This window comes from Flavimobilis soli, assembly GCF_002564025.1.
GTDB lineage: Bacteria > Actinomycetota > Actinomycetes > Actinomycetales > Cellulomonadaceae > Flavimobilis > Flavimobilis soli.
In genome coordinates this window covers 859,272-877,782 of record NZ_PDJH01000001.1, presented here as the reverse complement: position 1 = coordinate 877,782, position 18,511 = coordinate 859,272, and the positions used below count along the sequence as shown (strand labels likewise).

The window sequence follows — 18,511 nt, the reverse complement described above, 5'->3', positions numbered from 1 at the left end:
CGGTACGCCGCGCGGCGGGCAGGCAGGCGGGACCTGTCGCCCACCGGACGCGGCGGGTCCGTCAGGAGATCGAGCAGATCGCGGTGCCCGCGCTGACGCTCGCGCCGACCGCGGTCGCGAGGCCCGTGACCGTGCCCGCGCGGTGCGCGACGAGTGGCTGCTCCATCTTCATGGCCTCGAGCACGACGACGAGGTCGCCCTGCTCGACCGTGTCGCCCTCGGCGACGGCGACCTTGACGATCGTGCCCTGCATCGGCGACGTGAGCGTGTCGCCCGAGGCCTGGGCCGTCGGTCGTCCAGAGGTGCGGCGCGAACGCTGGGGGCGGCTCGAGCCACCCCCGCGCTTCATGCTGAGCCCGGCGGGGATGACGACCTCGAGGCGCTTGCCCCCGACCTCGACGACGACGCGCTCGGTCGCGGGCGGCTCGGGCGCCGTGACGGTCTGGGCGGCCGCAGGGGCGGGCGCGAGCGCGGCGAGCTCCTCGGTGAACTCCGTCTCGATCCAGCGGGTGTGCACGGAGAACGGCTCGTCGCCCGCGGGGACGAACGCCTCGCAGTCCATGACGGCGCGGTGGAACGGGACGACGGTCGGGATGCCCTCGATGCGCAGCTCACGTAGCGCACGACGGGCGCGCTGGGCGGCCTGGTGGCGGTCTGCGCCCGTGACGATGAGCTTGGCGATCATCGAGTCGAACGCGCCCGAGACGACGTCGCCCTGGGTGACGCCCGAGTCGACGCGCACGCCGGGGCCGGCGGGCAGGTCGAAGCGGCTGATCGTGCCAGGGGCGGGCAGGAAGCCCGCGGCGGGGTCCTCGCCGTTGAGGCGGAACTCGAACGAGTGCCCGCGCGTCTCGACGGAGTCGTAGCCGAGCGGCTCGCCCGCGGCGACGCGGAGCTGCTCGCGCACGAGGTCGATGCCCGTGACCTCCTCGGTCACGGTGTGCTCGACCTGGAGGCGGGTGTTGACCTCGAGGAAGGACAGCGTGCCGTCGGTACCGACGAGGAACTCGCACGTCCCGGCGCCGACGTAGTCCGCCTCGCGGAGGATCGCCTTGGACGCCTCGACGAGCTGCTGCTCCTGGGCGGGCGTGAGGAACGGCGCGGGCGCCTCCTCGACGAGCTTCTGGTGGCGGCGCTGCAGCGAGCAGTCGCGCGTGGAGACGACGACGACGGTGCCGTGCGCGTCGGCGAGGCACTGGGTCTCGACGTGGCGTGGGCGGTCGAGGTAGCGCTCGACGAAGCACTCGCCGCGGCCGAACGCCGCGGTGGCCTCGCGGACGGCCGAGTCGTACAGCTCGGCGATCTCCTCGTGGGTGCGGGCGACCTTGAGGCCGCGGCCGCCGCCGCCGAACGCCGCCTTGATGGCGATGGGCAGGCCGTGCGTGCGCGCGAACTCCTCGACCTCGGCGACCGACTCGACGGGGTCAGGCGTGCCGGGCACGAGGGGAGCGCCGGCGCGCTGCGCGATGTGGCGTGCGCTGACCTTGTCGCCGAGCGCCTCGATCGCGTCGGGGGAGGGGCCGACCCACACGAGCCCGGCGTCGATCACGGCGCGCGCGAAGGCGGCGTTCTCGGCGAGGAACCCGTAGCCCGGGTGGACGGCGTCGGCGCCGCTGCGGCGGGCGACGTCGATCAGCTTGGGGATGTCGAGGTAGGTCTCCTGGGCGCGTGCGCCGCCGAGCGCGAAGGCCTCGTCCGCGAGGCGGACGTGGAGGGCTTCGCGGTCGGGGTCGGCGTAGACGGCGACGGAGGCGATCGAGGCGTCGGCGCATGCACGGATGACGCGGACGGCGATCTCACCTCGGTTGGCGATCAGGACCTTGGTGATAGCGGGCACGGCTCACGGTAACGCGGAAGAAGGTCCTAGATGGCGGCGGCACGGCCCTGTCGTGACAACACTGGACCCGGGACCAACTGGGGCCTGTCGCGTTGGTAGGAAACCTACAACGCTCGCAGGCTCATGTCCGGACTCCGGCGGCTGCGTTGTCGCGGCCGCACAAGCGGCTCAGCGGTTCCAGAGGTCCGGGAAGATCACGTCGACCTCGCTGAGGAGCTCGCGCAGCAGCGGGAGGCTGAGCCCGGTGACACCGTGGTGGTCGCCCTCGACACCCGTGACGAACGGGCCGCCGAGACCGTCGATCGTGAAGGCGCCCGCGACGTGCAGCGGCTCGCCCGTCGCGACGTACGCCTCGATCTCGCGGTCGCTCACGTCGGCGAAGTGGACGACCGTCGAGCTCGTCGCACCGATCGTCGCGCCCGTCCCTGCGTCGTCGGTGTCCCGCAGATCCACGAGCCAGTGGCCCGTGTGCAGCGTCGCAGAGCGGCCCCGCATCTGCTGCCAGCGAGCGGTCGCGGTCGCAGCGTCGTGCGGCTTGCCGAGGATCTCGCCGTCGATCTCGAGCATCGAGTCGCAGCCCAGCACGAGGACGTCGTCGTCCTCCTCGTCGGAGCCCTCCCACGCCGTCGCGACGTCCTGCGCCTTGGCCTGCGCCAGGACGAGGACCGCGTCCTCGGGCGCGAGCGGCCCGAGCCGCTCGGCCGCCTCGGCGAGCCGCGCCTCCTCGTCGACGCTCGACACGCGCACGAGCGGCTCGACCCCAGCAGCGCGCAGGGTCACCGAACGGGCAGGGGACGCCGAGGCGAGGACGAGGCGAGGCATGACCCGAGGTTAGCCGAGAGGTTCCGCGACCCCCGACCCGGGGACATTGGTCCCGGCGTCCGCCAGCCCGCGCGAACCATGATGGGAGGAGGAGATCGAGGGGTGCTCCTGGGCGGCGTCTCCTACCGCCACCCGGCCTCCCCGCTCCCCGACGGTAACGGTGCCGTCCCGCTGACAAGCGTGGGTGCGCCCGGGTTCACGTACCCCTCCGGGGCCTGGGTGCACTCACGCTTCTGCGTCGGTCGCCCCGTCACGAGTGCCCTCCAACACGCGGGGACGGGGCGACCTGCGTGGCCCGCAGGCCACCGCGTCAGCGCGCGAGCTCCTCGCGCAGCACGTCCAGCCCGACCGACCCCATCCGCAGCGCACGCGCGTGGAACGCCTTGAGGTCGAACGCCTCCCCGCGCGCCGCTGCAGCGTCGCGGGCGCCGTCGCGCGCCTGCTCCCACAGCCGCTGACCGACCTTGTACGACGGTGCCTGCCCCGGCCAGCCGAGGTAGCGGTCGAGCTCGAAGAGCACGAAGTCCTCGGGCATGTTGACGTTCGCGCGCAGGAACTCCCACGCCTTCGCCGCGTCCCACGTGCCGCCGCCCCAGCGTTCCGGGCAGGGCAGGCCGAGGTGCACGCCGATGTCGAGGACGACGCGCGCCGCACGCATGCGCTGACCGTCGAGCATGCCGAGCAGGTCGCCCGGGTCGTCGAGGAAGCCGAGGTCCTGCATGAGGCGCTCGGCGTACAGCGCCCAGCCCTCGCCGTGGCCGGACGTCCAGCACGCGAGGCGGCGCCACGCGTTGAGCGTCGCCCGCTCGTAGACCGCCTGGCCGACCTGCAGGTGATGTCCCGGCACGCCCTCGTGGTAGACGGTCGTGCGCTCGCGCCACGTGCTGAACGTCGTGACCGACGCTGGCACCGACCACCACATGCGGCCCGGCCGGCTGAAGTCGTCGCTCGGACCCGTGTAGTAGATCCCGCCCGTCTGCGTGGGCGCGATGCGGCACTCGAGGGTGCGCACGGGCTCCGGGACGTCGAAGTGGACGCCGTCGAGCGCCGTGATCGCGGCGTCGGACGTCTCCTGCATCCAGCGCCGCAGCGCGTCCGTCCCTTCGAGGCGGTACGCGGGGTCCGCGTCGAGCTGCGCGACGGCGTCCTCGACCGACGCGCCCGCGCCCGCGACGCGCGCCGCCGTGCGCTCCTGGTCCGCGACGACGCGCGCGAGCTCGTCGAGCCCCCACTCGTACGTCTCGCGCAGGTCCACGCGCGCCCCGAGGAAGTACCGCGACCACAGCGCGTAGCGCTCCTCGCCGACGGCGTCGACCGCCGGCGCCTGCGGCGCGATCTCAGACTCGAGGACGTCAGCGAGCCGGCCGTAGGCCGCCGCGGCGTCCTGCGCCGCGTTCTCGAGCTCGCGGCGCAGCAACGCGCACGACGACGACGGGTCGAGCACGGCGTCGACCTCCGGCCCCGACACGAACGACGTGAAGAAGCTCGACGACGGGTCGGCGAGCTCGCGCGCCTGCCGTATGCACGCCGCGACCTGGCGGACCGCGGCGACCTGACCGCGCGACGCCGCGAGCCGCAGGCTCTCGACGTACCCGTCGACCGCCGCAGGCAGCCCGCCGAGGCGCGACGCGACGTTCTCCCACGCCTCGACCGTCCCGGTCGGCATCAGGTCGAGGACGTCGCGCAGCTCCTGGACGGGGGAGGCGATCACGTTGAGCGGCGCGAGCGTCTCGCCCGTCTCCGCGAGCTCGACCTCCAGGCCGAGGCGCTCGCGGAGCGCGGCGACCGTGACGCGGTCGACGTCGTCGAACGTTCCCGGGTCGAGGGCTGCGACCGCGGCGAGCGTCGCGCGTGCCTGGGCGGCGCGCGCCTCGTCGCCTGCGGGCGACAGGTCGGGGACCTCGCCGTCGTGCCCCGCGACACCCATCGACGTCGCCGCGACCGGGTCGAGCCGGCACACCGCCTCGAGGTGCGCCTCCGCGACGCGGTCGACTTCGCTGGCAGGACGGACAGGAGGCGTGACGGTCATACGCCCAGGCTAGTGCGGCACGCTGGACGCGCCGACGAGGCCGCGCGCCGCCGACCCGGCCCGGATCTACCGGCGGACGCCGGGACATTCGTCCCGAGCGGCGCAGTTCCGGCACCGCGACGATGGGACCTGGACCTTCCGGAGGGGTGCTCATGCCAGCAACGACCACGACCAGCGCCGCGGGCGACACGGACGTCGACGTCGACCTGCCCGCTGGTGAGCGTGACGAGCCGCGCACGCGTGCCGTCACCGAGATGCCGGGCTTCCGCCACAGCCGCACGTGGATCTTCGCCACGATGCTGTTCTCCGCGTGCCTGAGCCTCGTGGCCTCCTTCACGCTGTCCTACGACGCCCTCCTCCTCGCGGCGAACCCCGACCAGCAGCTCGCGTGCGACATCAGCTCGGTGCTCAGCTGCGGCACGGTCGCGCTGTCGTGGCAGGCGTCGCTGCTCGGCTTCCCGAACGCGTTCCTCGGCATGATGTGCGAGCCGGTCGTCATCACGATCGCCGTCGCCGGGCTCGCAGGCGTGCGCTTCCCGCGCTGGTTCATGTTCACCGCCCAGGCGATCTACCTCGTGGGCCTCACCTTCGCGTACTGGCTGTTCACGCAATCCATGTGGGACATCGGCGCGCTGTGCCCGTGGTGCCTCGTCATCACGCTCGGCACGACGCTCGTCTTCATGACGCTCCTGCACCACAACATCCTTCACGACAACCTCTACCTGTCGCCGCGGATGCAGGAGCGGGCCCTCGCGTTCGTCCGCTCCGACGCCGACCTGTTCGTCACGATCGGGGTGCTCGTCACGATCGTGGCGCTCATCGTGTCCAAGTACGGCGCCGTGCTGCTCGGCTGAGACGGGAGCAAAGGCCCGACGAGGAGGCGCGGGCGAGGTGACCTGCGTCCTGTACCGGACATGTCTCGTCCGGTGTCCGAGCTGCGGTTGTGGTGTTGCTCGGTCGATCTAGCGAAGGCTCCAGCGCCAGTCGTCGCCGGTGCGGCCGAAGCCGTCGCCGCTCCGACCGGCTCCGCGGCGCCACGCTGAGCGCGGGGCCGGCGCTGCCGGCTCCACGTCGTCCTGCTGCGCGGCCGCCAGGCCGGCGATGAGCGCGGCGACCTCGTCCTCGTCGGGGGTGCCGCGGACGACCCGGACCGGGGGCAGCTCGGTCATCTGGACGCTCACTCCTCGTCGTCCTCGTCGTCGTCCTCGCTCGCGACGAAGGTGACGCTCCAGTGCTGGACGTCGAGGCCCGCGGCCTCGAGCTGGTCCGCGGTCGCGGCGCCGACCGAGTCGACGACCGCGAAGCGTGCCTCGTCGGAGAGGGCGCCGTCGACGTCCACGACGAACGACAGCTCGAACGCGCCGCTCTCGTCGTCGTCCTCGTCGTCCTCGTCGTCGTCCTCGTCCTCCCACGACTCGCTCGTGTGGCCCGAGACGAGACCGAGCTGCTCCTCGAACGCCTCGCTGAGGCGCGAGTTGAGCTTTCCGATCCGGTCCTCGAGGTCACCGACGCGCGGGTCGTCCTCCGCGGTCGCGGCGTCGAACTCCGCACGCACGCCCACGGCGGTGCTCACGTAGGAGTGCAGCAGCTCGCTCAGCTCGTCGACGAGCGCGTGCAGCGGGGCAGCGTCGACGACGAGGGGAGCGCCGTGGCGCGGGTCGTCGTCCTCGTCCTCGTCGAGAGCGTCGTCGAGGTCCTGGTCGCCGAGGAGCGCGTCGTCGGTCGCGTCGCCGGTCAGCCCCGACAGGTCGTCGGGGATGTCAGCAGGGTCGGGAGTGTTCGCAGAGCTCGTCACAGGGGGATGTTCCCATGCTTCTTGGGCGGGAGCGACGCGCGCTTGGTGCGCAGCGCGCGCAGTGCGCGCACGACCTGGACGCGCGTGGTCGACGGCTCGATGACGTCGTCGACGTAGCCGCGCTGCGCGGCGTCCCACGGGTTGACGATCGCGTCCTCGTACTCGGCGGTCAGGCGCTGGCGCTCCGCCTCGACGTCGAGCCCGGCGTCGGCGGCGGCCTTGAGGGCGCCGCGCTGCAGGATGTTGACGGCGCCACCCGAGCCCATGACGGCGATCTGGGCGGACGGCCACGCGAGGTTGATGTCGGCGCCGAGCTGCTTGGAGCCCATGACGATGTAGGCACCGCCGTAGGCCTTGCGCGTGATGACCGTGACGAGGGGGACCGTCGCCTCGGCGTACGCGTAGATGAGCTTCGCGCCGCGGCGGATGATGCCGTTCCACTCCTGGTCGGTGCCGGGCAGGAAGCCCGGGACGTCGACGAGCGTGAGGACGGGGATGTTGAAGGCGTCGCACGTCCGCACGAAGCGCGCGGCCTTCTCGGCGGCGTCGATGTCGAGCGTGCCGGCCATGTTGAGCGGCTGGTTCGCCACGATGCCGACGGACTGTCCCTCGACGTGCGCGAAACCGACGAGGACGTTCCCGGCGAACAGGGGCTGCACCTCGAGGAACTCGCCGTCGTCGACGATGTGCTCGATGACCGTGCGCATGTCGTACGGCTGCGAGTCGGACGCGGGGACGAGCGTGTCGAGCTCGAGGTCCTCCTCGGTGATCTCGAGGTCGACGTCGAGCGGGAACGCCGGCGCGTCCGTCATGTTGTTCTGCGGCAGGTAGGCCAGCAGGTGGCGGACGTAGTCGATCGCGTCGTCCTCGTCGGCACCCATGTAGTGGGCGACGCCGGAGCGGGTGCTGTGCGTCGTCGCGCCGCCGAGCTCCTCGAAGCCGACGTCCTCGCCCGTCACGGCGCGGATGACGTCGGGGCCGGTGATGAACATGTTGGACGTGCCGTCCGCCATGACGATGAAGTCGGTGAGGGCGGGGGAGTAGACGGCGCCGCCCGCGCTCGGGCCGAGGATGAGCGAGATCTGCGGGATCACGCCGGACGCGGCGACGTTGCGGCGGAAGATCTCGGCGAACTGCGTGAGCGCGGCGACACCCTCCTGGATGCGTGCGCCGCCGCCGTCGGAGATGCCGATGAGCGGCACGCCGGTGCGCAGCGCGAGGTCCATGACCTTGGTGATCTTCTGGCCGTGCACCTCACCGAGACTGCCGCCGAAGACCGTGAAGTCCTGCGAGTAGATGCACACCTGCCGCCCTTCGACGGTGCCGTGCCCGACGACGACGCCGTCGCCGGGGATGCGCTTCTTGTCGAGGCCGAAGTTCGTCGACCTGTGCGTCGCGAACGCGTCGAGCTCGACGAAGCTGCCCTCGTCGAGGAGCGCCTCGATGCGCTCGCGGGCGGTCTTCTTGCCGCGGGCGTGCTGCTTCTCGCGCGCAGCCGCCTCGGGGGCGTCGATCGCTGCCTTGCGTCGTTCCTGCAGATCAGCAAGCTTCGAAGGGGCGCCGGTCGCGGTGGTGGTGTTCACGTCGGTCACCCCCCGAGCCTAGGACGCGCCCTCGTCGCCGCCAGTGCAGGCCGCGCACGGCTAAGGGCGGGAGATTTCGTCGGGAACGCACAAGCGCGAGCCGCGGGCGGGGGCAAGATGGGGTCATGGACGACGTCACTGCGCTGCCCCCGCGTCTCCGGCTCGACGCCGAGCTGGTCCAGGACCTGCTGAGGGCGCCGACCGGGATCGCGGCGCGCGTCGTCGTGCTCGACGAGGTCGGGTCGACGAACACGTTCCTCGTCGAGGAGGCGCGCGCGCAGCCCCACGCGTGGCCGATGCCGTCGCTCGTCGTCGCGGACCACCAGACGCAGGGCCGCGGTCGGCTCGACCGCGCGTGGCAGACGCCGCCGCACACGGCGCTGACGTGCTCGCTCCTGCTCGCGCCCGGCACGCCGCGCGAGACGTGGGGCTGGCTGCCGCTGCTGACGGGCCTCGCGGCGTCGCGCGCCGTGAGCGCGACGACGGGCGTGAAGGTGCTGACGAAGTGGCCGAACGACCTGCTCGTCGAGGCGCCCGACGGCGAGGACATGCTCGGGTGGGGGCCGCTGCGGAAGGTCGGTGGCATCCTCACGGAGGTGGTCGACGACGAGCGCGTGGTCGTCGGGCTGGGCCTGAACGTGCTGCAGACGGCGGACGAGCTGCCCGTGGCGAGCGCGTCGTCGTTGTGGCTCGCGGGTGCTGCGCCGTCGCGGGAGGTGCTGCTGACGGCGCTGCAGGAGTCGCTCGCGGAGGTCGTGCGGCAGTGGCGCGAGGCCGACGGTGACGCGGTCGCGGCGGGGCTGGGCGCCGAGGTCGAGGCGCGGATGGCGACGATCGGCCGTGACGTGCGGGTTCTCGTGCCGGGCGGCAAGGAGGTGCGCGGCGCCGCGGTGGCCCTCGGGGCGGACGGCTCGCTCGTCGTGGAGCAGGCGGGCGGCGAACGGCGCGAGGTGCGCAGTGGTGACGTGAGCCACGTTCGGACGGTCGGGTCCGCCTAGGATGGAGTCGTGCACTCCTCCTGGTCCAACGCTGCTCAGCAGCTCATCGCAGCGCTCCTCGGCGGCGGACCTGAGCTGAACCTGGACGAGCTCGCCGAGCAGGCGGGGCTCGAGCCGGAGTTCGCGCAGCGGTACTGGCAGCTCATGGGCCTGCCGGTGACGGACCCGTCTGCGCGGGAGTTCACGCAGGAGGACGCGCAGGCGCTGCGGCACCTGGCGCAGGAGTCGACCCGCGAGGGGCTCGACGAGCGCACCATGGGCACGCTGATCCGCTCGGTCGGGCACTCGACCGAGCGGTTGTCGCTGTGGCACTTCGAGGCGCTCGTCGACCACTTCGTCCGGCGCGAGGGCGTGAGCGACCCGGAGGCGCGGCTCAAGGCCGCGCAGGCGATGTCGCGCCTCGCGCCGGCGTTCGAGAAGCAGCTCGTGCACGCGTGGCGCCGGCAGATGGCGGCGCTCGTGGGGCGGCAGGCGGTCGAGTTCGGCGAGGGTGTGCGGCGCGACTCGGTCGCGCGGGCGGAGGGCGGCGAGCTGCCGTTGCCGCGTGCGGTCGGGTTCGCGGACATCGTGTCCTTCACGCGTCTGACGGCGCAGATGGGCGCGACGGAGTTCGCGGAGTTCATCCAGACGTTCGAGACGCGTGCGCGTGACATCGTCACGGCCAACGGCGGCCGCGTGGTCAAGACGGTGGGGGACGCGCTGCTGTTCATCGCCGACGACGTCGTGACGGGCGCGAACGTCGCGCTGAGCCTGGCGAGCGCGGACGAGTCGGACATGGCGGTCGCGGGCTTCGCGGGGCGGCCGGTGCGGGTGAGCCTCGTATGGGGACGCGTGCTGTCGCGCTTCGGTGACGTGTTCGGCCCGAGCGTGAACCTGGCGTCCCGACTGACGGACCAGGCGGCGCCGTCGACCGTGCTCATGGACCAGGTGACGGCGCACCGTCTGGTGAACAACCCGCGCTTCGCGCAGACGACGCTCGAGCCGCGCGAGGTCGCGGGGCTCGGTGTGCTGACGCCGGTCCGGCTGGACTGGGCGCGCGCGCCCGAGGCGCACTGACGCGTCTGCTGGTGCGAGCGCCCGCCGCCGCTCGCGTCCGCTGCGGTCGGGCCCGTCCGTCCGCTGCGCCCGAGCCCGTCAGTCGACGGGCTCGATGAGCTGCGGCCCTTCCGTGGTCGCGGTGCTGACGGCGGGGCTCACGGGGTACCACTCGAGCCCGGGGACGGGCGCCTCGAGGAGTGCCCGCGCGTCGTCGGCGCCCGTCGTGGGGGCGAGCCACTCGTCCCACAGGTCCGGCTGCAGGATGGCGGGGACGCGGTCGTGGAGGTCGAGCATGTCGCCCGTCGCGGCCTTCGTGATGACGGTCGTGGTGACGAGCCAGCGCGCCGGGTCGTCGTCGGCCTTCGTCTTGTCGCGCCAGAACTCATAGAGGCCTGCGAACGCCGTGACGCCGTCGGCAGTCGGGCGGATGAAGTACGGCTGCTTGCGCGCCTTCGGGTCTGCGCCGGCCTTCCACTCGTAGTAGCCCTCGGTCGGGACGAGGCAGCGGCGTGCGGCCATCGGCTTGGCGAACGCGGGCTTGTCGAGGAGCGTCTCGCTGCGTGCGTTGATCATGCGGGCGCCGCCCCTGGGGTCCTTCGACCATGAGGGCACGAGCCCCCAGCGCGCGAGCCTGAGCGACCGCTCGGCCGCCGCGCCCGGTGCCGCACCGCGTGGTGCGCGCTCGACGACGATCCGCACCGGGTCCGTGGGCGCGACGTTCCACGACGCCTGCCACGCCGCGAGCTCCGGGTCGAGGGGGAGCGTCGGGTCGATCATGAAGGCGTCGAGCAGGTCCTGGGTCTGCCGGAAGGAGGCGAAGCGTCCGCACATGCCTCCACTGTCGCGCACGCCTGTGACATCGGCACGGGCGGGGTGCGCGGCGCAGGAAGGGGAGGGTCCTCGCCCTGGTCAGGGACGAGCCGCCAGGGGGATGCTTCCAGCACGCGGGCGCGCCTGCTGAGGCGAAGCGCGGGGCCGTCGCCTTGTGACGAGCGAGACGTGAAGATCGGGCTCTCGCGCGGCAGGCCGCAGGATCGAATCGATAAGATCGAGCGTGTGAGCCGCACCCCGAACGACCCCACCCACGCCCCGCCCGCACCTCGGGGCGCAGGTTTCAAGTGGGTCCTCATGCTCGGCGCGCTCGCGGCTCTTCCGGCGATCACGGTCGACATGTACCTCCCGTCGCTGCCCACGGTCGCAGTCGACCTGAACTCCACTGCGGCGGCCGCGCAGCTCACGGTCTCGGGGATGCTGCTCGGCGGTGGTATCGGCCAGCTCGTCATCGGGCCCTTCTCCGACCGGTTCGGCCGCCGCCTGCCCGTCCTCCTCGGAGTCGCGGCCCACGTCCTCGTGTCGCTCGCGTGCATCGTCGCTCCGACGATCGAGGCGCTCATCGCGCTGCGCGTCCTGCAGGGCTTCTTCAATGCGGCGGCGTCCGTCGTCGCGATCGCGGTCATCCGTGACCGTTTCGTCGGGGCCGAGGCTGCGCGACTTCTGTCGCGGCTCATGCTCGTCATCGGCGTCGCGCCGCTCTTCGCGCCGACGGTCGGTGGCGCGATCGCCTCCCGGGGCACGTGGCACCTCGTGTTCGCGGCGCTCGCGGTGATCGGCGCGGTGCTGCTCGTCATCGTGTGGCGCTTCATGCCGGAGACGCTGCCGGGGGACCGGCGGCGCATCGCGGGGCCGCGCGGCGTCTCGGCGGGCTACGCGTCGCTCCTCAAGGACAAGAAGTTCATGGCGGTCGCCGTCATCCCCGGGCTGGGGCAGGCGGTGATCATGTCGTACGTCGTCGGGTCGACGTTCGTGCTGCAGGAGGAGTACGGGCTCAGCGAGCAGCAGTTCGCGATCGCGTTCGCGATCAACGGTGTGGCGCTCGTCGGGTCGGCGCAGCTCAACGCGGCGCTCGTGCGGCGCGTGGCGCCGGTGCGCATCCTGCGCCTGGCGCTCGTCGTCCAGCTCGTGCTCGCGGGCGTCCTCGTCGCCGTGTCGGCGACGGGCGCGGGCGGGCTCGTCGCGCTGCTGTGCGTGCTGTGGCTCGTGCTCGGCATGCAGGGCATGATCCCGGCGAACGCGTCGATGATCGCGCTGACGCCGTACGGGCACATGGCCGGCACGGCGGCTGCGCTCATGGGTGCGATGCAGGCGGGCCTGTCCGGCCTGATCAGCCCGCTCGTCGGGGTCTTCGGCGGGACGGGCGTGGCGATGGCGTCGGTCATGGCGTTCTCGATCGCGACGGCGGTGACCGTGCTCGCGATCGCGACGCCGGCCTACCGGCGCGGCGGCGCCTGGGGCGACGCGTCCTGACGTCGGGCAACGCCGCTGGCCGAGACGCGGGCCGTGCATACTGTGGGCCATGCGCATCACCGCCAAGATCGACTACGCCCTGCGTGGCTGTCTCGAGCTCGCGACCACCTACGACGGCGGGTTCGTCAAGGCGGACAAGGTCGCCGCGGCGCAGCAGATCGCGGCGCCGTTCATGCTCTCGATCCTCGGTGATCTGCGCGGCGCCGGGCTGGTCGAGTCGAGGCGCGGCGCCGACGGCGGCTACCGTCTTGCGCGCGACCCGAGGACGATCTCGGTCGCGGACGTGATCCGCGCGATCGACGGCCCGCTCGCGAACATCGCGGGCGTGCAGCCGGAGGACGTCGACTACCAGGGCGCGGCGACGCACCTGCGCGAGACCTGGGTGGCGCTGCGCGTCGCGATGCGCACGGTCCTCGAGCACGTGTCGCTCGCCGACGTCGCCTCCGGAGACCTCCCGCCCGCCGCGACCGAGATGCTCGCGAAGCCGGAGGCGTGGGTCACGCGCCCGCTGCCGGGGACCGCCTCGCGGGACTGACGCCGCTCGACAGCGCAGGTGGCTGCGCCCGCGCGAGGAACGCGGGCCGCTATGCTCGCCGGGCGGTCACAGGGGCCGTGTCATTCGTGTGCGCGGCAGGGGTCGCGCCACCACCCTGAGCGGGGGGCCTTCCGTGCGTTCATACAAGATCATCGCGTTCTGCGCCTACGGCGTCGGCGTCCTCCTGCTGGGAGCCTTTGCGGCGTTCTACGTGATGAACGCCGCCCTCCTCGCGATGTCGTCGCCCGGCCTGTCGAGCGAGCCGCAAGTGCGTGCGAGGGGAACCGTCGTCTACGCCGGACCCGGGCAGGTCTACAACCAGGACGAGATCGACGAGGCAAGGCGGGCCGCCGAGGCGGAAGGTCTCGGGCCGGAGGAGGCCTGGATCCCGGAGGAGTCGGTCGGCCCGTGCACGGTGACGTACGCCTTCGAGGTCGATGGCGCGCGCTACGAGGCGACCGAGCTCAACCCGAGGCAGGCCGCGTGGTGCGACCTCAAGGTCGGTGATCCCGTCGATCTCGCCTATCCCGTGGGGCATCCCGAGAAGTCCCACGACGACTATGACAAGGCCTGGCGCGACGGCCAGCGCGATGGCAACGAGGTCCTCGCCGCCATCGCGGGTGCCGCGGCGGTCGTCATCGCCTTTGGCGTCGTCGTCCATGTGCGCGGACGGCGCCGCGCGGCGACCGAGCGTGCTGCCGCCGGGCTCGTCGACCGGACCCCTACCCGGTAGCCGGTCTAGCGACTCCCTGCGGGAGGGTTAGTGCTGGTCCGGGCCCCGGGTGAGTTGTCCACAGTCACCGCGCGCCACGTCCGAAAACCCCCTATGGTCTGCTTTGGCGTGCCGCGGGGGCGGTCGCCAGCACCCGCGGGGGCGGGGGCAGGACGGGGGAGAACGTGGACGGTGTGGCCATCCTCGAGCGCGAGGTGCGCGAGCTCATCCGACGCCGGGGGATCGACCCTGAGCGCGACGCGAGCGACCTTGCGCTCCTCGTCCGCGAGGCGGTCGAGGACTACGACCGGCGCTCCGGACGCGGCGTCGTCCCGGCACTCGCCGACGCCGACGTCGCGACGCGTGAGATCGTCGCCGCCGTCGCAGGCATGGGACCGCTCCAGCCGTACCTGGACGACCCCGAGATCGAGGAGATCTGGGTCAACGGGCCCCACCGGGTCTTCGTCGCCCGCCGCGGGGTCCCCGAGCTGACGACGACGATCCTCACCGAGAGCCAGCTGCGTGACCTGGTCGAGCGGATGCTCAAGTCGAGCGGCCGACGCCTCGACCTGTCGTCACCGTTCGTCGACGCGACGCTGCCCGACGGTTCGCGCCTGCACGTGGTGATCCCCGACATCACCCGGCAGTGGTCCGTCAACATCCGCAAGTACGTCGTCGCGGCGCGCGGGCTCGAGGACCTCGTCGCGCTCGGCTCGCTGACCGTCCACGCCGCACGCTTCCTCGACGCATCCGTCCGCGCGGGCCTCAACATCCTCGTCTCGGGTGCGACGCAGGCGGGCAAGACGACGATGGTGAACGCCCTCGGCGGTTCCATCCCCGCCAAGGAGCGCGTGATCGTCTGCGAGGAGGTCTTCGAGCTCAAGCTGACGTGCCGCGACACCGTCGCGATGCAGTGCCGGCAGCCGAGCCTCGAGGGCACCGGCGAGATACCGCTGCGACGGCTCGTCAAGGAGGCGCTGCGCATGCGCCCCGACCGGATCGTCGTCGGCGAGGTGCGCGAGGCCGAGAGCCTCGACCTCCTCATCGCGCTCAACGCTGGCATCCCGGGCCTGGCGACCCTGCACGCGAACTCCGCCCGGGACGCCGTGGCCAAGCTCTGCCTCCTGCCGCTCCTCGCCGGGGAGAACGTCTCGTCGTCGTTCGTCGTGCCGACCGTCGCGTCCGCGATCGACCTGGTCGTCCACCTCGGCGTCGGCGCAGACGGGGCTCGCCGGGTCGAGCAGGTCGCAGCCGTCCCAGGCCGCGCGGAAGGCGGCGTCGTCGAGCTTGCGGACGTCTTCCGGACGGTCGACAACGTCCTCGTGCGCGCCGACGGCTTCCCACCTGGCATCGAGCGCTTCGAGCGCGCGGGCATCGACATCGCTGCCGAGCTGCGGGCGGCGAGCTGATGGCGGTCGTCGTCGGCCTCCTGCTCGGCGCGGGGGTCCTCTGCCTGTGGCTGTCCTGCTGGGAGCAGCCGGACAAGCCGCGCGGCATGACGCGGGCAGCCCGGATGGACGACGCCCTGCGCGCGGCTGGCATGCCGGGCGTACGTGTGCGCAGCATCGTGGGGCTGTGCGTCGGGAGCGCGCTCGTCGTCCTTCTCGTCGCGTTCGCCGCCACCCGCTCCCTCCCCATCGCGGTAGCGTTCGCGGTCATCGCCGCGGGGGCGCCCGTCGCGATCGTCCGCCACCGCGCCCGCAAGCACCGGGACTCGCTGCGGGAGGTCTGGCCCGAGGTCGTCGACCACCTCGCCTCCGGCGTGCGCGCAGGGCTCTCGCTGCCGGAGGCGCTCAGCCAGCTTGCGGTGCGCGGCCCCGAGGAGCTGCGTGAGCCGTTCGCAGCGTTCGCACGCGACTACCGTGCGACCGGACGCTTCAACGACTGTCTGGACGACCTCAAGACCCGGATGGCGGACCCGGTCGCTGACCGCATCGTCGAGGCGCTCCGGCTCAGCCGGGAGGTCGGCGGGACAGACCTCGGTCGCCTGCTGCGCACCCTGTCAGCCTTCTTGCGCGAGGACCTGCGGACGCGCGGTGAGCTCGAGGCGCGGCAGAGCTGGACCGTCGCTGGAGCGAGGCTCGCCGTCACGGGCCCGTGGGTCGTCCTCGCGATGCTGAGCACGCGTCCGGAGACGGCGTCGGCCTACAGCTCGGTCGAGGGGGCGCTCGTGCTCGCCGCGGGCGGAGCCTGCTCCGCGTTCGCCTACTGGGCCATGCTCCGGATCGGACGGCTCCCTGACGACGTGCGGGTGCTGCGATGAGCCCGGACCAGGTCAAGGGCGCGATCATCGGGCTCCTCGGCGGCCTGGGAGTCCTGACGGTCGTGTGGCGGCTCCGCGCGCGACGCATCACCTTCGCGTCCCGCGTCGCCCCCTACGTCGGGAGGCGGGACACGGGGTCGGCCCTGCTCGAGGAGCGTCGCGCCATCACGCCGTTCCCCGCGCTCGAGATGTTGCTCTCGCCCTGGGTCGCGAGCCTCGAGGGGCTCGTCGCTCGGCTGGGCACGCCGACTGCTCAGCTCCGCCGTCGGCTGCAGCGCGCAGGCTCCCGCTGGACCGTCGAGCAGTACCGCGCCCAGCAGCTGCTCTGGGGCACGGTCGGTCTCGCCGTCGGCCTGTTCTTGGCCCTCGTGCTCTCCGCGACCCGCAGCCTGCCGGTCCCGCTCGGCGCCTTCCTCGTGCTCATCGCAGGCGCGACCGGCGCCATGCTCCGCGACCGCGCGCTGACACGGACGATCCGCGACCGCGACGAGGTCATGCTCCTCGAGTTCCCCACGATCGCGGAGCTGCTCGCGCTCGCGGTCGCCGCGGGCGAGGCCCCGGTCGCCGCGCTGCAGCGCGTCGCGCGCAAGGCGAGCGGGGAGCTGTCGCACGAGCTACGGACGACGCTCGCCGACGTCCACGCCGGCGCGTCGCTGAGCGCCGCGCTCGAGGGTCTCGCGGACAGGACCGGCCTCGCGCCGCTCAGCCGTTTCGCGGAGGGAGTGGCCGTGGCCGTCGAGCGTGGCACACCCGTCGCGGAGGTCCTCAGGGCGCAGGCGCAGGACGTGCGCGAGCAGGGCAAGCGGACGCTCATGGAGGTGGGCGGCCGCAAGGAGGTCCTCATGCTCGTGCCGGTCGTCTTCCTCGTCCTGCCGGTCACCGTCGTCTTCGCCGTGTTCCCGTCGCTCTTCGTCCTGAGGATCGGCCTGTGACGGCCGCACACGCTCTGCCAGTACATGCACGACCGGCGCCCGAGGCGGGCGCCGGAACAACCGTCAGGAAGGAACACCATGAACCAGGGGCGCACGATCGGGAGAGCGCGGTACGCGGCGTGGAAGGCGCGCCTGGCCGCGCGGTTCCTGAGGGCCGGACGTCAGGACCGGGGCGACGTCCCGGGATGGGTTCTCGTCACGATGATGAGCGCGGGGCTCGTCATCATCCTGTGGGCCGCTGCCGGCGGCCTGCTCAGCGAGCTCTTCACGGACGCGGTCAAGGGCGTCAAGGGTCCCTGAGCACGCACACGCCGACCGGGCCCGGGGCTGACGACGGATCAGCCGCCGTCGGGTTCGTCCTGGTCGGCGCCCTCGTCGTCGTGCTGTTCGTCGCGGTGCTCCAGCTCGCGCTCGTGCTCCACGTGCGGACGACGCTCGTCGACGCGGCGGCCGAAGGTGCGCGCCTCGCCGCGCGCGCGGACAGCCGTGCCCAGGACGGCGTGGCCCGGACGGTCGACCTCGTCACGTCGTCGTTGTCCGACAGGTACGCGAGCGACGTCACCGCCGACACGATCCGGCGGGACGACGTCCTGCTCGCCGAGGTGACCGTCAAGGCCCCGGCGCCCGTCATCGGGCTGCTCGGGTCAGCAGGCACGATCACGGTCCGGGGTCACGCGATCCTGGAGGAGCAGTGAGCACGCGGCAGCCGGCCCTGACCCGGCGCCTCGTCGGCCGCGTCGGCGCCGCTGACGACACCGGTAACGCGCAGGTCGAGTTTCTCCTCGTCGCGGTCGTCTTCATCGTCCCGCTCGTGTACCTCGTCGTTTTCCTCAGCCAGGTCCAGGCGGCAGCCTTCGCGACCGAGGGCGCAGCGCGCGACGTCGTGCGGGCGTACACGATCGCCGACGACGACGCAGACGCGGCGGCGCGCGCCGCAGCGTCGGTCAAGGTCGCTCTCGAGGACCACGGACTCTCGCCCGACCGCGTGACGGTCGACGTCGACTGCGAGGCGCCGTGCGTGACGCCGGGACGCGAGGTCGCGGTGAACGTCCGCGTGCGGGTGCCGCTGCCTGGGGTCTCGAGCATCGGCCTCGACGGGATGGTCGTCCCTGTCGAGGCGTCGCACCGCGGCGTCGTCGACCGGCTGCGGGCGGCGCCGTGATGCGGAAGGAAAGAGCGGCGCGCACGGCGCGCCGCCTCCGAGACGACGACAGCGGGCAGGTGCTCGTGCTCGCCATCGGCTTCGTCGCGGTCGCCCTCGCGCTCATCGCGACGGTCGCTGCGGTGACGAGCGTCCAGCTCGAGCGCAAGCGGCTGCTGTCCGTCGCCGACGCGGCCGCCGCCTATGCCGCAGGGACGTACGACGAGGCGCTGTTCCACTCGAGCTTCGACCGCATCGGGGACGGCGCTCCCGGGCCGGCGATCGTGCTGACCGACGCGTCCGTCGCCAAGGGTGCGCAGGAGTACCTCGCGGCGTCCTCCGGCGTCGTCTCGCTTCGCGAGGTCCAGCTCGTGTCGGCGACGTCGCCCGACGGGCAGACCGCCGTCGTCGAGCTCTCGGGCGTTGCCCGCCCGGCGCTCGTCGGCTGGCTGACGGACGTGCTCGACGACGACGGCGGAGTCCGCATCGTCGTCCAGGGCGCCGCCCGCGGCGGCTGACAGC

General features: G+C 72.7%; 20 protein-coding genes. 13 read left to right on the top strand and 7 right to left on the bottom strand.

Annotated features, from left to right (window positions below):
* Positions 1-61 precede the first annotated feature (61 nt).
* The 3 genes from ATL41_RS04050 to ATL41_RS04040 form a co-directional block, all read right to left on the bottom strand.
* A complete protein-coding gene (locus tag ATL41_RS04050) occupies positions 62-1,837 on the bottom strand; it encodes an acetyl/propionyl/methylcrotonyl-CoA carboxylase subunit alpha (RefSeq protein WP_098457324.1) in 1,776 nt (591 codons plus the stop codon).
* A gap of 168 nt (positions 1,838-2,005) precedes the next feature.
* Positions 2,006-2,659 (bottom strand): Maf family protein, encoded by a 654-nt coding sequence (locus tag ATL41_RS04045; RefSeq protein ID WP_098457323.1) that lies wholly within the window; start codon positions 2,657-2,659, stop codon positions 2,006-2,008.
* A 310-nt stretch (positions 2,660-2,969) separates the two neighbouring features.
* The gene (locus ATL41_RS04040) at positions 2,970-4,688 is read right to left on the bottom strand and encodes a DUF885 domain-containing protein (protein WP_098457322.1); all 1,719 of its coding nucleotides are present in this window, start codon (positions 4,686-4,688) and stop codon (positions 2,970-2,972) included.
* Positions 4,689-4,840: 152 nt separating this feature from the next.
* Here ATL41_RS04040 and ATL41_RS04035 point away from each other — a divergent pair, with 152 nt between their 5' ends.
* Positions 4,841-5,542, top strand: a complete 702-nt coding sequence (locus ATL41_RS04035; protein ID WP_245854608.1) for a vitamin K epoxide reductase family protein — start codon at positions 4,841-4,843, stop codon at positions 5,540-5,542.
* A 108-nt stretch (positions 5,543-5,650) separates the two neighbouring features.
* Here the strand turns inward: ATL41_RS04035 and ATL41_RS04030 are convergent, their stop codons facing one another.
* From ATL41_RS04030 to ATL41_RS04020, 3 genes are read right to left on the bottom strand one after another with little or no spacing between them, the layout of a single operon-like run.
* Complete coding sequence (locus tag ATL41_RS04030; RefSeq protein ID WP_098458914.1) at positions 5,651-5,857, bottom strand: acyl-CoA carboxylase epsilon subunit; 207 nt, start codon at positions 5,855-5,857, stop codon at positions 5,651-5,653.
* Between the two features lie 8 nt (positions 5,858-5,865).
* The gene (locus tag ATL41_RS04025; RefSeq protein WP_098457321.1) at positions 5,866-6,483 is read right to left on the bottom strand and encodes a hypothetical protein; all 618 of its coding nucleotides are present in this window, start codon (positions 6,481-6,483) and stop codon (positions 5,866-5,868) included.
* Positions 6,480-8,075, bottom strand: a complete 1,596-nt coding sequence (locus ATL41_RS04020) for an acyl-CoA carboxylase subunit beta (RefSeq protein ID WP_098457320.1) — start codon at positions 8,073-8,075, stop codon at positions 6,480-6,482. The genes ATL41_RS04025 and ATL41_RS04020 overlap by 4 nt, the downstream gene beginning before the upstream one ends.
* A gap of 116 nt (positions 8,076-8,191) precedes the next feature.
* Between ATL41_RS04020 and ATL41_RS04015 the strand changes: the two genes are divergently transcribed.
* The gene (locus ATL41_RS04015) at positions 8,192-9,064 is read left to right on the top strand and encodes a biotin--[acetyl-CoA-carboxylase] ligase (protein WP_098457319.1); all 873 of its coding nucleotides are present in this window, start codon (positions 8,192-8,194) and stop codon (positions 9,062-9,064) included.
* A gap of 9 nt (positions 9,065-9,073) precedes the next feature.
* Positions 9,074-10,120, top strand: coding sequence for an adenylate/guanylate cyclase domain-containing protein (locus ATL41_RS04010; protein WP_098457318.1), 1,047 nt, complete (start codon positions 9,074-9,076; stop codon positions 10,118-10,120).
* 78 nt (positions 10,121-10,198) lie between these two features.
* On the opposite strand, the gene ATL41_RS04005 is transcribed toward ATL41_RS04010, so the two are convergent.
* Positions 10,199-10,933 carry an SOS response-associated peptidase gene (locus tag ATL41_RS04005; RefSeq protein WP_098457317.1) on the bottom strand — a complete coding sequence of 245 codons (735 nt, stop codon included), beginning with the start codon at positions 10,931-10,933 and terminating at the stop codon, positions 10,199-10,201.
* A 225-nt stretch (positions 10,934-11,158) separates the two neighbouring features.
* On the opposite strand from ATL41_RS04005, the gene ATL41_RS04000 reads away from it, so the two are divergent.
* From ATL41_RS04000 to ATL41_RS03960, 10 genes are all read left to right on the top strand, one after another.
* Positions 11,159-12,406, top strand: coding sequence for a multidrug effflux MFS transporter (locus ATL41_RS04000; RefSeq protein ID WP_281253860.1), 1,248 nt, complete (start codon positions 11,159-11,161; stop codon positions 12,404-12,406).
* A 49-nt stretch (positions 12,407-12,455) separates the two neighbouring features.
* Positions 12,456-12,941: an RrF2 family transcriptional regulator gene (locus ATL41_RS03995; RefSeq protein ID WP_098457316.1), complete on the top strand. Its 486-nt coding sequence runs from the start codon at positions 12,456-12,458 to the stop codon at positions 12,939-12,941.
* 133 nt (positions 12,942-13,074) lie between these two features.
* Complete coding sequence (locus tag ATL41_RS03990) at positions 13,075-13,674, top strand: hypothetical protein (RefSeq protein ID WP_098457315.1); 600 nt, start codon at positions 13,075-13,077, stop codon at positions 13,672-13,674.
* A gap of 164 nt (positions 13,675-13,838) precedes the next feature.
* Positions 13,839-15,062: a TadA family conjugal transfer-associated ATPase gene (locus ATL41_RS03985; protein WP_098457314.1), complete on the top strand. Its 1,224-nt coding sequence runs from the start codon at positions 13,839-13,841 to the stop codon at positions 15,060-15,062.
* Positions 15,062-15,916, top strand: a complete 855-nt coding sequence (locus tag ATL41_RS03980) for a type II secretion system F family protein (RefSeq protein WP_098457313.1) — start codon at positions 15,062-15,064, stop codon at positions 15,914-15,916. The genes ATL41_RS03985 and ATL41_RS03980 overlap by 1 nt, the downstream gene beginning before the upstream one ends.
* Positions 15,913-16,848 (top strand): type II secretion system F family protein, encoded by a 936-nt coding sequence (locus ATL41_RS03975; RefSeq protein ID WP_098457312.1) that lies wholly within the window; start codon positions 15,913-15,915, stop codon positions 16,846-16,848. The genes ATL41_RS03980 and ATL41_RS03975 overlap by 4 nt, the downstream gene beginning before the upstream one ends.
* 78 nt (positions 16,849-16,926) lie before the next feature.
* Positions 16,927-17,148 carry a hypothetical protein gene (locus tag ATL41_RS13470; protein WP_245854607.1) on the top strand — a complete coding sequence of 74 codons (222 nt, stop codon included), beginning with the start codon at positions 16,927-16,929 and terminating at the stop codon, positions 17,146-17,148.
* On the top strand, positions 17,145-17,543 hold the full coding sequence (locus ATL41_RS03970) for a TadE/TadG family type IV pilus assembly protein (RefSeq protein WP_245854888.1): 399 nt from the start codon (positions 17,145-17,147) through the stop codon (positions 17,541-17,543). Before ATL41_RS13470 ends, ATL41_RS03970 begins: the two co-directional genes overlap by 4 nt.
* Entirely contained in the window at positions 17,540-18,010 is a 471-nt protein-coding gene (locus ATL41_RS03965; protein ID WP_098457310.1) for a pilus assembly protein TadE, read from the top strand. Before ATL41_RS03970 ends, ATL41_RS03965 begins: the two co-directional genes overlap by 4 nt.
* On the top strand, positions 18,010-18,507 hold the full coding sequence (locus ATL41_RS03960; RefSeq protein WP_143556564.1) for a pilus assembly protein TadG-related protein: 498 nt from the start codon (positions 18,010-18,012) through the stop codon (positions 18,505-18,507). The genes ATL41_RS03965 and ATL41_RS03960 overlap by 1 nt, the downstream gene beginning before the upstream one ends.
* Positions 18,508-18,511 lie beyond the last annotated feature (4 nt).